This window comes from Methylovorus glucosotrophus (assembly GCF_009858335.1).
Lineage (GTDB): Bacteria > Pseudomonadota > Gammaproteobacteria > Burkholderiales > Methylophilaceae > Methylovorus > Methylovorus glucosotrophus.
Map to the genome: position 1 here is coordinate 2,182,316 of NZ_VMSE01000001.1, position 12,336 is coordinate 2,194,651.

A 12,336-nucleotide genomic window follows, 5' to 3' on the forward strand; every position below is an offset into this window, starting at 1 on the left:
CGTCCTCACGCTAACAAGGAGATCAACATGAGTTTTCAACAAGGGTTAAGCGGCCTCAATGCCGCATCCAAGAGTCTGGACGTCATTGGCAATAACGTTGCCAACGCCAACACAGTCGGGTTCAAGCAATCGCGCGCCGAGTTTGCTGATGTGTACGCCAACGCACTGAACGGTTCTGGCACCGGCTCCGCCGGTATCGGCGTGAAAGTCGCCGACATCCAGCGCCAGTTCACCCAGGGCAATATCACCAACACCGAAAATCCGCTGGACATCGCCATCAATGGCAACGGCTTCTTTCGCCTCAGCAATAGCGGCGCCATTACCTATAGCCGCAATGGTCAGTTCCAGCTCGACAAGGCAGGCTATATCGTCACCTCCAGCGGCGAGCATCTGACTGGCTATGTGGCAGACAGCAATGGCGCCCTGCAGACCGGCGCCCTGACCGACATCAAGATCAACTCGGCCGACCTGGCACCTCAGGCTTCCACCAAGGTAAGTGACGTATTCAACCTGGACTCGCGTAGCGCCGTGCTGCCGATCGCCTCGTTCGATCCAGCCGACCCCACCACCTACACCCAGGTGGTGCCGATTTCGGTGTATGACAGCCAGGGCAATCCGCATACCTTGCAAAGCTACCTGATCAAAACCGCTGCTAACACCTGGGATGTACGCACCACTGTTGATGGTGGCACTACCGCTGTCGGTTCATCGCAACTAACCTTTGACACCAACGGCCTGTTGACGGGCACCACCACGCAAACCGTGACGCTGGCACCACCTACGGTACCTGCCGCCCAGAGCATTACGGTCGATTTCGCCAGCTCTACCCAGTTCGGTTCCGATTACAGCCTGAACAGCCAGGTGCAGGATGGCTATGCCTCCGGCCGCCTCTCCAGTTTCAGCACCGCGGCTGACGGCACCATCATCGGCCGCTACACCAACGGCCAGGCCAAGGCCCTGGCCCAGGTGGTACTGGCGAAGTTTGCCAACCCCAACGGCCTCGCTGCCCTGGGTAACAACCAGTTTGCCGAAACTTCAGACGCTGGCGTACCGGTGATCGGCAAAGCCGGCACCGGCGGCCTGGGTGTGTTGCAATCCTCGGCCACCGAAGATTCCAACGTCGACCTGACGGCTGAGCTGGTGAACATGATTACCGCACAGCGCTACTATCAGGCCAACGCGCAGACCATCAAGACGCAGGATCAGGTCTTGCAGACCCTGGTCAACCTGCGTTAAGCATTGAGCCCGGGCTGAAGCCGTAAAGGAGAGACCATATGGACCGCATGATTTACACCGCGATGTCAGGCGCCAAGCATATTCTGGAGCAGCAAGCGACCACGGCGCACAATCTGGCCAATGCCACCTCTACCGGCTTCAAGGCCCAGGTGGATTCTTTCCGCGCTGTGCCTATCGTCAGCGATGGCCTGCCAACCCGGGCTTTCGTCATTGACACCACCGTGGCTACCGATTTCACGCCCGGCACCATTATCGGCACCTCGCGCGATCTGGATATCGCCATTCAGGGCCGGGGCTGGATTGCGGTGCAACGGCTGGATGGTAGGGAGGCTTACACCCGCAATGGCTCGCTCAAGGTCAATGAAAACGGCATTTTGCAGACGGCAGACGGCCTGACCGTGCTGGGCGATGGTGGCCCCATCACCATACCGCCCGATGAAAGAATCGCCATCGGCAGGGATGGCACGGTATCCACCGTGTCGCGCGTGACCGTACCCAGCCCGACCAATATTGTCGGCCGCATCAAGCTGGTGAATCCGGACGAAAGCACGCTGGTGCGTGGCACGGATGGCTTGTTCAGCACGCAGAATGGCCAGCCAGCACAGGCTGATGCCAATATCCAGGTCGCCAGCGGCGCGCTGGAAGGCAGCAATGTCAATGTGGTGGATGCCATGGTCAACATGATCAGCCTGGCCCGCCAGTTCGAAACGCAGATGAAACTGCTGGAGAACGCCGAGAATAACGCCAATAAAGCCAGTCAACTCTTCAGTTTGGGTTGATCAGGCTTACGTTAATATGCAGTCATACCAACGCCCGTTTATGCATCTCGGGCACGAGAGGACATCATCATGATACGCTCACTGTGGATTTCAAAGACCGGCCTGGATGCGCAGCAAACGCAAATGGACGTGATCGCCAATAACCTGGCCAACGTCAGCACCAATGGCTTCAAGCGCTCACGCGCCGTATTCGAGGATCTGCTCTACCAGAACATCCGCCAGCCCGGTGCGCAGTCTTCTCAGCAAACCCAATTGCCTTCCGGCATGCAGCTCGGCACCGGTGTCAAACCCGTGGCCACTGAGCGCATTTTCAGCCAGGGCAACCTGCAGCAAACGGAAAATGCCAAGGATCTCGCCATCAATGGCGAAGGCTTCTTTCAGGTGCTGCTGCCCGATGGTTCCACCGCCTATACGCGCGATGGTTCATTCCAGGTCGATAACCAGGGCCAGATGGTGACCGCCAGCGGTTACACCATCCAGCCTGCCATCACCATTCCGGCCAATGCGCAGAGCATCACGGTCGGTCGCGATGGCACGGTGTCCGTCACCCTGCCCAACTCGGTGGCGACCACCCAGATTGGCACCATCCAGCTGGCCACGTTTATCAATCCGGCCGGTCTGCAATCCAAGGGCGAAAACCTGTATGTCGAAACCTCGGCTTCGGGAACCGCCAGCACCAATACCCCAGGCGCCAACGGCGCGGGTGTATTGAATCAGGGTTACGTGGAAACCTCCAACGTGAACGTCGTTGAGGAACTGGTCAGCATGATCCAGACCCAGCGCGCCTATGAAATCAACAGCAAGGCCATCACCACTTCTGACCAGATGCTGCAAAGGCTGTCGCAGCTATAGTCATGGCAAGGCCGGGAGTATGAACATGCTTAAGATCATTCGTCATATTGCAACGCAACTGAAGCCCGCCGTACTGGGGCTGCTGGCGGCTGGCGCGCTGACCTTGAGCGCCTGCACACCCACCTCGATCACGCAAGGGCCGCTGACCACCAAGCCTTACCCGGCCTCGGCACGTCCGCCCACCAACGGCGCCATTTACAACGTCGCCGCTTACCGCCCGCTGTTTGAAGACCGTCGCGCGCGCCTGATCGGCGACACGCTGATGATCAACATTACCGAGAACACCTCGGCCACGAAAGCCAACGGCAGCTCCGCCAGCAAAAAAGGCAGCGTAGACTCTTCCGTCACCGCCTCGTTTGGCAGCCCAGTACCACGTGCCGCGTTTAACAGCGCATCTGACCTGTCGTACACCGATGCCGCTGCCGCCAATGCCAGCAACGTCTTTACTGGCTCGATTGCGGTCACGGTACTTGATGTGTTGCCTAACGGCTATCTGGTCGTGGGTGGCGAAAAACAGGTGGCTCTGGATAAAGGCACCGAGTTTGTACGCCTGTCCGGCGTGGTGAACCCCGACACCATCACGGCCGCCAACACCGTGCCATCGACCCGCGTGGCTGACGCCCGTATCGAATATCGCACCAACAGCCGTGTGGATGCCGCCCTGGTGACGTCCATCCTGTCGCGCTTTTTCCTGAGCTTCATCCCGCTGTGAGAATGCCATCATGACCACGCTTCTGCCTAAACGCCGCCTGAATATTCTGCTGATTGCCCTGCTGGCCGCCGACCTGGGCATGAGCCTGCCGGTGGAAGCGGAGCGCCTGAAAGATCTGGCGACCATACAGGGCGTGCGCTCCAACCAATTGATCGGCTACAGTCTGGTCGTGGGTCTGGATGGCACGGGTGACCAGACCACACAAACGCCATTTACCGTACAAAGCTTGATCAGCATGCTGCAAGGCATGGGCGTGACCCTGCCACAGGGCACCAACCTGCAACTGAAAAACGTCGCTGCCGTCATGGTCACCGCTACCCTGCCGCCATTTGCCCAGCCGGGCCAGGCGCTGGACGTGACGGTATCTTCCATGGGTAATGCCAAGAGCCTGCGCGGCGGCACGCTGTTGATGACACCGCTGAAAGGTGCTGATAACCAAGTCTACGCCATGGCACAGGGCAACCTGGTGGTGGGCGGCGTGGGTGCTTCGGCCAATGGCAGCCAGACCCAGATCAATCACCTGGGCGTAGGCCGTATCTCGGCCGGTGCCACGGTGGAACGTGCGGTTCCGGTGGCGCTGAATCAGGGCACCGGCATTAACCTGGAATTGAAAGATTCGGACTTCTCCACCGCCAGCAAGGTGGTCGATGCCATCAACCAGCGCTTTGGCACGGGCACGGCCGCCGCGCAGGATGGCCGCGTCATCCGCGTCAATGCCCCCGCAGACAGCAGCCGCGTCAGCTTTCTGGCTGCGCTGGAGTCGATTAACGTCAATCCGGCCGAATCTTCGGCCAAGGTGATTCTGAATGCGCGCACCGGCTCGGTGGTCATGAACCGCTCGGTATCGCTGGAAGACTGCGCGGTATCGCACGGCAATCTTTCCGTCGTCATCAACACTGCGCCGGTCATCAGCCAGCCTGGCGCGCTTTCCGGCGGACAAACGGTCAGCACTGCCCGCTCGGAAATCTCCATTGAAAAAGAACCTGGCAAGGTCTTGAAACTGGATGGCGGCGCATCGCTATCCGATGTGATCAAGGCCCTGAATGCCATCGGCGCCACCCCCCAGGACCTGCTCGCCATTCTGCAGGCCATGAAGTCTGCTGGCGCCTTGCGCGCAGAACTTGAAGTGATCTAGGCCAGACACCATGGTCAACGCTCCTTCAGACAGCACCGGCAAACTGGCATTTGATGCAAATAGCCTGAATCAGCTGAAGCTGGCCGGCAAGAATGATTCGCCTGAAGCGATCAAGGCCGTCGCCAAGCAGTTTGAAGCCGTATTCGTCAACATGATGCTGAAAAGCATGCGCGATGCCACGCCCCAGGAGGGCATGTTTGACAATGAACAAAGCCGCACTTTCACTGCCATGCTGGATCAGCAGTTGAGTCAGAATATTGCATCCAAGGGCATAGGCCTGGCCGATGTACTGGCAAGACAGCTGAGCAAAACTGGTGTTACCCCCGGCGCCAACCCCGATCAGGATGACGGTGTGAGCGCGGCTTTGCCCTATAGCAGCCCCTTTGTGCCCCGCACGGCGCTGCAGATGTATGCGGACCCATCACAGGACGCCAACAAGGGCTCAGGCTCGACCAAGTCCGATGGCAATGCTGACAGCTTCCAGGCCACCATGGCGCCGTATGCCGAGGAAGCCAGCCGCACAACGGGCATCCCGGCCAACTTCATGCTGGGTCAGGCCGCACTTGAGAGCGGCTGGGGCAAACGCGAAATCAAGGGCGTCAACGGCGAGAACAGCTATAACCTGTTTGGCATCAAGGCCACCGCCGGCTGGACTGGCAAGACCGTGGATGCCGTCACCACGGAATACGTGAATGGCGTCAAGCAGAAGCGCGTGGAAACCTTCCGCGCCTATGACTCGTATGCAGACTCCTTCAAGGATTTTGCCAACATGATCAGCAAGAATCCGCGCTATGGCAACGCCATGTCCAACCTGAACGACGTCAATGCCTACGCGCAAGGACTGCAAAACGGGGGTTACGCTACAGATCCTGACTACGCCAGCAAACTGATCAGTGTGATCAAGAAGGTCACTACCGCCTGATGCCCACGATTAAAGTTCCTGCGGCTTCTGCCGTCAATAATCCATAGTCTAGGAAAAAAGAACCATGGGAAGCGATATCTTAAATATAGGTAAAAGTGCGCTGAACGCAGCCCAGATCGGGATTAGCGTGACGGGCAACAATATCTCCAACGCTTCCAGTGCGGGTTACAACCGGCAAGTGATTTCGCAATCAGCAGCCGCTTCGCAGAATGTAGGCTTTGGCTATCTGGGTAAAGGTACCCAGGTAACCAGCATCGAGCGGGTATACAGTGCCCTGCTGGCCAAGCAGGTGAATGTCAGCCAGGCCCGCAGCAGTGAGCTCTCCACCTACAGTTCGCAGATCAACAGTATCAACAACATGCTGGCCGATTCTTCGGCTGGCTTGTCGCCTGCCCTGCAGGATTTTTTCGACAGCGTGCAGGACCTGACCAACAACCCGGGCTCGGCTTCCAGCCGCCAGGCCATGCTTTCTTCATCCGAAGCGCTTGCCAGCCGTTTTCAGAGCCTCAGCAGCCGCCTCACCGAGATGGAAAATTCGGTCAACTCGCAACTGAGAAGCAGCACCTCACTGGTCAACTCATACGCCCAGCAGATCGCTTCTCTGAATGACTCGATCAACAATGCGATGGGAGCCACGGGCAAAACACCCAATGACCTGATGGACCAGCGTGATCTGCTGGTCAGCAAGATGAGCAGTCAGATCAAGACCACCATCGTGCAATCGGGCAACAGCTATAACGTATTTGTCGGCAATGGTTTGCCTCTGGTGGTGGACAAGGAAAGCTACAGCCTGTCCGTGGTCAATTCGCCCACCGACAGCACCCGGCTTGAAGTGGCATATTCCGGCAAGGGTGGCACACCCATTATCCTGGGGGAAAACAGCGTCACCGGCGGCACACTGGGCGGCCTGATTCAGTTCCGCAACCACTCGCTGGATACCACCAAAAACCAGTTGGGCCAGATTGCCGTTTCACTGACCGAGACCTTCAACGCTCAGCAAAAACTGGGGCTGGACCTCAATGGCAATGCGGGCGTGAATTACTTCAACACCATCAGCCCGACCATCAAATCCAATGGCAACAATACCGGCAATGCCGTGTTGACCGGCAGTTTTACCGATGCCTCGGCGGTTACCACCAGCGACTATACGCTGACCTATAACGGCGGCACCAATTACTCGGTGAAACGCCTGAGTGATGGCACCACCACCAACTACACCAGCATGCCGATCACCATTGACGGGGTCAGCATCAGCGTCAGTAGCGGCACCATGAGCAGCGGTGATAACTTCCTCATCCAGCCCACAGCCGATGCCGCCAGACAGATTTCCGTGTCGATCACCGGCACCGACCAGATTGCCGCAGCATCACCATTAATTGCCGCCAAAAGCAGCAGCAACACCGGTAGCGGCGCCATCAGCAACCTGACAGTGAACAGTGCCTACATGGGCAGCCCGTTCAGCAGCGCGCTGACCCTTACATACAATAGCGGTACAGGCACGCTGAATGGTTTCCCCGCGACCGAAGCCGTCACCGTCAAAACCAGTAGCGGTACCACGACGACTTATGCCGCTGGCGCTGCTGTTCCCTATACCGCCGGGGCAACCTACACCGTGGCCGGGGCCAGTTTCACCATGGGCGGCACACCGAATAACGGCGACAGCTTCACGCTGACGCCCAGCACCGGCAGCAGTTCGGGCAACAATACCAACGCCTTGTTGCTGGCAAAGCTGCAAACAGCCTCTACCGTTAGCGGCAACAAGTCATATGAAGCTGCCTTTGCCCAAATCGTGAGCGCAGTGGGCAACAAGACCAGTGAGCTGCAGGTAACAGGCGCGGCAGAAGCCACCCTGCTGGAACAGGCACAGGCCGAAATGGAGTCCAACTCCGGGGTCAACCTGGACGAAGAAGCCGCCAACCTGCTGCGTTATCAACAGTCTTATCAGGCCGCTGCCAAAGTCATGCAGATTGCCAGCCAGATGTTCGACACGCTGATCAATATCCGCTAAGGAATATCGCCATGCGCATTAGCACCAATACAATTTATCAAACCGGGATCAACAAGATCAGCGCCCTGCAGAGCGAGCAGTACAAGCTGCAACAACAGGTTTCTTCCGGCAAACGTATTCTGACCCCCGCCGATGATCCTGTCGGCGCTGCCCGCGCGCTGACCATCAGCCAGGCACAGAGCATTAACAGCCAGTATGCCGATAACCGCGCCATGGCATCGTTCAATCTGAACTCAATTGAAAGCACCTTGACCAGCGTGACCGATCTCATGGTGTCGGCCAAGAGCACGCTGGTCGGTGCAGGCAATGCGGTCTTGTCGAGCGAGGAAAAAAATTACATTGCCACCCAGCTGAGTAATGATCTGCAGGAATTGATCGGCCTTGCCAATAGCAAGGACGGCAATGGCAACTACCTGTTCGGCGGTTTCAAGAACACAACCCAGCCCTATACCGCCACTACCACAGGCGCCACTTACAACGGGGATAATGGCCAGATGGACATGCAGGTCAGCGATACCCGCCGCATGTCGACCACGGAAAATGGCCCGGACGTATTTCAGGCACAGGGCAATGACGTGTTTGCCACGCTTTCCAATATTGTGGACCTGCTCTCCAACCCCGCCACCACCTCCGCCGCGCTGAATACCGCCCTGGCCTCGGCCAATACCAGTCTGGATAAAGGCCTGGACAACGTGCTGACCGTGCGCGCCTCCACCGGCTCCAAGCTGAAGGAAATCGACGCGCTGGACAACAACGGCGACGATAGAAATCTGCAATACAAGGCAGAGCTGTCTGACATTCAGGATCTGGATTACGCCCAGGCCTTGTCCGACATTACCAAGCAAAAAACCATTCTGGAAGCAGCGCAGCAGTCTTACGTTCAGCTCTCCGGCCTCACGCTGTTCAAGTACATCTAATGTGATCTGCCTGCGAATGTGCAGGGCTTGAAGACAGGCGGTTTGAAGATAAGGTGGCTAGAAACGCAAGGCCATATTGGCCGTGCTTTCCTGTATCAATTGCAGGATAGGCTGCAAAATCCCCGGCAACACCAGCGCGACCACCACATAGCCTATGGCGATGGTCACCGGAAACCCTATCCCGAAAAGATTAAGCTGCGGCGCGGTACGCGTCAGTATGCCAAGCGCCATGTTGGTAATCAGCAAGGCCGCGATCGCCGGCAGTGAAATCAGCAGACCGGCACTGAAAATCTTGCCGCCCCAGTTCGCCATTTTCATGAAGTCCAGCCCGCCCTGCCATTCGGCACTCAGGGGGAAATTGGCAAAGCTTTCCATTACCGCCGAGATCATGAGCAAATGCCCATCCAGACTCAGGAAGATCAGCGTGGTCAGCAACACCATGAACTGGCTGATGGCATTGCTCTGCCCCTGGGTCTGCGGATCGTAAAACATGGCAAAGCCCAGACCCATGGTCATGCCTATCATCTGGCCCGCCATTTCCACCGCGGCAAACACGATACGCATGCTGAAGCCAATGGCAAACCCGATCACCATCTGCTGCGCCAGCACCAGCATGCCTTTCCAGCTGAAAATATCCAGCAACGGCGGTTGAGGCAGACTAGGCAGTAGCGCCAGTGTCATCATCAGCGCCATGCTGATTTTGACGCGGGCGGAGATGGAACGGTGACTGAGGACAGGGGCCACGGCGATCATGGCCAGAATACGGGTCATGGGCCACAACAGCAGCACGATCCAGGATTGCAGGATGTCAGTGTTGAGAGAGACCACAGCGTGGGCTTATCCCGCCAGGGAAGGAATGCTGGTGAAGATGGCGCGCATGTAGTCCAGCATGACGCTGAGCATCCACGGGCCCGCGATCACCAGCACGGCAAATACACCGACCAGTTTGGGAATGAACGACAAGGTGGTTTCGTTGATCTGCGTCGCCGCCTGAAAAATACTGACCAGCAAGCCGATGACCAGCACCACGATCAGCATGGGCGCCGATACCATCAGAGTCACTTCCATGGCCTGGCGGCCCAGGGTCATCACGCCTTCTGGGGTCATGTCCGCACCTTTCTCTATAAAAAATCCCGGCTAGCGAGCCGAGACCTCAGTAAAAACTCTCGGCCAGCGAGCCAAGCACCAGTTGCCAGCCATCCACCAGCACAAACAGCATGAGCTTGAATGGCAGGGCCACAATGGCAGGTGACACCATCATCATGCCCATGGACATCAGCACGCTGGCGACCACCATGTCGATGATGAGGAAGGGAATGAAAATGGCAAAGCCGATCTGGAAGGCGGTTTTCAGCTCACTGGTCATGAAGGCAGGCACCAGCACACGCAAAGGCGTCTGCTCCGGGCCATCGACGGCATCGCTGCGCGAAATTCGCATAAAGAGGGCAATATCGGCCTCGCGCGTTTGCTTCAGCATAAAGGTCTTGAGCGGGGCAGCGCCCTTCTCCAGCGCCTCCTGCAGGGTGATCTTGTTCTCGGACAAAGGCTGGTAAGCCTCGACATAGATCTTGTCCATCACCGGACTCATCACAAAAAATGTCAGGAACAGCGCCAGCCCCACCAGCACCTGGTTGGGTGGCGAAGTTGGCGTACCCAGCGCCTGGCGCAATAGCGACAAGACAATGATGATGCGGGTAAAGCCCGTCATCATCAGCAATACAGCAGGCAGGAAAGAAAGCGAGGTCAGCAGCAGCAGCGTCTGCAGGCTCAGGGTGTAATTCTGGCTGCCACCGGAGCCCGGAGCGGCATTGATCAGGGGCATGGCGGCCTCGGCATGGGCCAGCGTCGGAATAGCCAGCAGTGCCCATGGCAGATGCCGGAGCAGGGTTTTGCAATGACGATGCGCCAGGATGGAATTACTTTTTGCCATGAAATTTCTCTGCGGATCGTTGTAACCAGCCGGCAAAGGGCTGCGGGTTGGCACTGGTGATGGCCTGCTCGACCTGGCTGTCACCCGCTTCAAGATCGGCCAGTGCACGCACTTGCCCGGGGGCCACGCCCACGACGATCCAGCGTCCCGCTACTTCGACCACGACGACACGTTCACGGGTACCCACGCTGACGCCACCCACGACGCGGGCGACCGAATTCTGGGCGGTGCGTCCAGGGGCAAACCGGCGAACAAGCCAGGCCAGGCCAGCCATGATGGCAAGCACGACCAGCAAACCAAACGTCATCTTGAGGGCACTGGTGGCAGGCGTCGGTGGCGCATCAGCAGCAAACACCATCATCGGCAACAGCAGCGCGGGAAGGGCAGCCAGTTTTCTCATGCGCTGCCTATCGGTTGATTTTACGGATGCGTTCAGCCGGGGTGATGATATCGGTGAGGCGGATACCAAACTTGTCATTCACCACCACCACTTCACCCTGGGCAATCAGGCAGCCATTCACCAGAACATCCATCGGCTCACCGGCCATGCCATCCAGTTCCACCACCGAGCCCTGCGCCAGTTGCAGCAGGTTCTTGATAGCGATCTTGGTACGGCCCAGCTCGACGGTCAGCTGTACGGGAATGTCGAGAATGAAGTCGATGTCGTTCTGCGTCTCGCTCATCTTCTTGCCGGTCAGCTCGGTAAACACCGTCGCCTGGGCAGGCTTGGCTTGCAGCGGACTGTCTTCGGCCTGCTGCTGCTCTGCCATGGCGGCACCCCAGTCGTCTTCAGCGGCAGCGTCTGCTGCGGCTTGTTCAAATTCGTCTTCCGGGCTATTCGCCATGTTTCTCTCCTTTTACATACTCTGAGGCGTTGGCCCGCAGCAATTTCTCTACCCGCAGCGAATATTGCCCGTTGAACACCCCGTATTTGCATTCCATGACCGGCACATTATCGACATGCGCCTCTATCGTTTCCGAAATATTGAGGGGAATCACATCGCCCACTTTCATGTTCAGTACATCGCCCAGCTGCATTCTGGCTTTGGCCAGGTTAGCCACCAGCTCTACCTCGGCGGCCTGAATCTGTTGCGTCATCAGGCGCACCCAGCGCTTGTCCACGCCCAGCACCTCGCCTTGCAGGCTGGAAGTCAGGAGATCACGCACCGGCTCGATCATGGAATACGGGAAGCAGAAATGGATTTCGCCGCCTGCCGGGCCCAGCTCAATACTGAAGGTAGTCGCCACGATCACTTCGTTGGGAGTGGCAATATTGGCAAACTGGGTGTTCATTTCCGAGCGCAGGTATTCAAACTTGACCTGATATACCGGCTCCCAGGATTTTTCGTAGTTTTCGATCACGATCGCCAGTACGCGCTGGATGATGCGCTGCTCGGTCTGGGTAAAGTCGCGCCCCTCAATGCGGGTATGAAAACGGCCATCGCCACCAAACATATTGTCGACGATGGAAAATACCAGCGAGGGATCAAACACCATGAGCCCGGTGCCGCGCAGTGGATTCATGTGCACCAGGTTAAGATTGGTAGGCACCACCAGATTACGCACGAACTCGCTGTATTTGGAAATGCGCACGGGGCCTACGGAGACTTCCACGCTACGGCGCATGAAGTTGAAGAGGCCAATGCGCAACAGGCGGGCAAAGCGTTCGTTAATGATCTCAAGCGTAGGCATGCGCCCACGGACGATACGTTCCTGGGTGGCCAGGTTGTATTCGCGCACGCCATGCGGGTCGTGCTCGACCGGGGTATCGTCCTGGTCAAGGCCCACGCCCTTCAGCAGGGCATCGACTTCATCCTGAGATAAAAAACTGTCCGCCATGGCTGT

At 57.8% G+C, this 12,336-nt stretch carries 14 protein-coding genes; 8 read left to right on the top strand and 6 right to left on the bottom strand.

Going from position 1 to position 12,336, the window contains the following annotated elements; genetic code table 11:
• The first annotated feature begins 27 nt into the window (after positions 1-27).
• The 8 genes from flgE (at position 28) to flgL (ending at position 8,561) form a co-directional block, all read left to right on the top strand.
• On the top strand, positions 28-1,236 hold the full coding sequence (gene flgE, locus FNL37_RS10265) for a flagellar hook protein FlgE (RefSeq protein WP_015829596.1): 1,209 nt from the start codon (positions 28-30) through the stop codon (positions 1,234-1,236).
• 38 nt (positions 1,237-1,274) lie between these two features.
• Entirely contained in the window at positions 1,275-2,015 is a 741-nt protein-coding gene (gene flgF / locus FNL37_RS10270) for a flagellar basal-body rod protein FlgF (protein WP_159356047.1), read from the top strand.
• 69 nt (positions 2,016-2,084) lie between these two features.
• Positions 2,085-2,867, top strand: coding sequence for a flagellar basal-body rod protein FlgG (flgG, locus tag FNL37_RS10275; protein ID WP_013441606.1), 783 nt, complete (start codon positions 2,085-2,087; stop codon positions 2,865-2,867).
• A gap of 25 nt (positions 2,868-2,892) precedes the next feature.
• Complete coding sequence (locus FNL37_RS10280; RefSeq protein ID WP_015829594.1) at positions 2,893-3,579, top strand: flagellar basal body L-ring protein FlgH; 687 nt, start codon at positions 2,893-2,895, stop codon at positions 3,577-3,579.
• A 10-nt stretch (positions 3,580-3,589) separates the two neighbouring features.
• The gene (locus tag FNL37_RS10285) at positions 3,590-4,714 is read left to right on the top strand and encodes a flagellar basal body P-ring protein FlgI (protein ID WP_159356048.1); all 1,125 of its coding nucleotides are present in this window, start codon (positions 3,590-3,592) and stop codon (positions 4,712-4,714) included.
• 10 nt (positions 4,715-4,724) lie between these two features.
• Positions 4,725-5,636, top strand: a complete 912-nt coding sequence (flgJ, locus tag FNL37_RS10290; protein WP_159356049.1) for a flagellar assembly peptidoglycan hydrolase FlgJ — start codon at positions 4,725-4,727, stop codon at positions 5,634-5,636.
• A gap of 64 nt (positions 5,637-5,700) precedes the next feature.
• Positions 5,701-7,644: a flagellar hook-associated protein FlgK gene (flgK, locus tag FNL37_RS10295; protein ID WP_159356050.1), complete on the top strand. Its 1,944-nt coding sequence runs from the start codon at positions 5,701-5,703 to the stop codon at positions 7,642-7,644.
• An 11-nt stretch (positions 7,645-7,655) separates the two neighbouring features.
• Positions 7,656-8,561 carry a flagellar hook-associated protein FlgL gene (gene flgL / locus FNL37_RS10300; protein ID WP_159356051.1) on the top strand — a complete coding sequence of 302 codons (906 nt, stop codon included), beginning with the start codon at positions 7,656-7,658 and terminating at the stop codon, positions 8,559-8,561.
• A gap of 57 nt (positions 8,562-8,618) precedes the next feature.
• Here the strand turns inward: flgL and fliR are convergent, their stop codons facing one another.
• From fliR to fliM, 6 genes are read right to left on the bottom strand one after another with little or no spacing between them, the layout of a single operon-like run.
• Complete coding sequence (gene fliR / locus FNL37_RS10305; RefSeq protein ID WP_159356052.1) at positions 8,619-9,389, bottom strand: flagellar biosynthetic protein FliR; 771 nt, start codon at positions 9,387-9,389, stop codon at positions 8,619-8,621.
• A gap of 9 nt (positions 9,390-9,398) precedes the next feature.
• Positions 9,399-9,668, bottom strand: a complete 270-nt coding sequence (gene fliQ, locus FNL37_RS10310) for a flagellar biosynthesis protein FliQ (protein WP_013441599.1) — start codon at positions 9,666-9,668, stop codon at positions 9,399-9,401.
• Between the two features lie 46 nt (positions 9,669-9,714).
• Positions 9,715-10,491 carry a flagellar type III secretion system pore protein FliP gene (gene fliP, locus FNL37_RS10315; RefSeq protein WP_244948267.1) on the bottom strand — a complete coding sequence of 259 codons (777 nt, stop codon included), beginning with the start codon at positions 10,489-10,491 and terminating at the stop codon, positions 9,715-9,717.
• Complete coding sequence (gene fliO, locus FNL37_RS10320) at positions 10,478-10,891, bottom strand: flagellar biosynthetic protein FliO (RefSeq protein WP_159356053.1); 414 nt, start codon at positions 10,889-10,891, stop codon at positions 10,478-10,480. The genes fliP and fliO overlap by 14 nt, the downstream gene beginning before the upstream one ends.
• 7 nt (positions 10,892-10,898) lie before the next feature.
• Positions 10,899-11,336 (bottom strand): flagellar motor switch protein FliN, encoded by a 438-nt coding sequence (gene fliN, locus FNL37_RS10325; protein ID WP_159356054.1) that lies wholly within the window; start codon positions 11,334-11,336, stop codon positions 10,899-10,901.
• Positions 11,326-12,330 carry a flagellar motor switch protein FliM gene (fliM, locus tag FNL37_RS10330; RefSeq protein WP_013441595.1) on the bottom strand — a complete coding sequence of 335 codons (1,005 nt, stop codon included), beginning with the start codon at positions 12,328-12,330 and terminating at the stop codon, positions 11,326-11,328. The genes fliN and fliM overlap by 11 nt, the downstream gene beginning before the upstream one ends.
• Positions 12,331-12,336: the final 6 nt, after the last annotated feature.

Excerpts from the sequence above, each read along its gene's own strand:
- fliO (WP_159356053.1), bottom strand. The coding sequence starts at position 10,891 with ATGAGAAAACTGGCTGCCCTTCCCGCGCTGCTGTTGCCGATGATGGTG.
- flgF (WP_159356047.1), top strand. The coding sequence starts at position 1,275 with ATGGACCGCATGATTTACACCGCGATGTCAGGCGCCAAGCATATTCTG.
- flgE (WP_015829596.1), top strand. The coding sequence starts at position 28 with ATGAGTTTTCAACAAGGGTTAAGCGGCCTCAATGCCGCATCCAAGAGT.
- fliQ (WP_013441599.1), bottom strand. The coding sequence starts at position 9,668 with ATGACCCCAGAAGGCGTGATGACCCTGGGCCGCCAGGCCATGGAAGTG.
- fliP (WP_244948267.1), bottom strand. The coding sequence starts at position 10,491 with ATGGCAAAAAGTAATTCCATCCTGGCGCATCGTCATTGCAAAACCCTG.
- flgK (WP_159356050.1), top strand. The coding sequence starts at position 5,701 with ATGGGAAGCGATATCTTAAATATAGGTAAAAGTGCGCTGAACGCAGCC.
- flgJ (WP_159356049.1), top strand. The coding sequence starts at position 4,725 with ATGGTCAACGCTCCTTCAGACAGCACCGGCAAACTGGCATTTGATGCA.
- fliN (WP_159356054.1), bottom strand. The coding sequence starts at position 11,336 with ATGGCGAATAGCCCGGAAGACGAATTTGAACAAGCCGCAGCAGACGCT.
- flgL (WP_159356051.1), top strand. The coding sequence starts at position 7,656 with ATGCGCATTAGCACCAATACAATTTATCAAACCGGGATCAACAAGATC.
- FNL37_RS10285 (WP_159356048.1), top strand. The coding sequence starts at position 3,590 with ATGACCACGCTTCTGCCTAAACGCCGCCTGAATATTCTGCTGATTGCC.
- flgG (WP_013441606.1), top strand. The coding sequence starts at position 2,085 with ATGATACGCTCACTGTGGATTTCAAAGACCGGCCTGGATGCGCAGCAA.
- fliM (WP_013441595.1), bottom strand. The coding sequence starts at position 12,330 with ATGGCGGACAGTTTTTTATCTCAGGATGAAGTCGATGCCCTGCTGAAG.
- FNL37_RS10280 (WP_015829594.1), top strand. The coding sequence starts at position 2,893 with ATGCTTAAGATCATTCGTCATATTGCAACGCAACTGAAGCCCGCCGTA.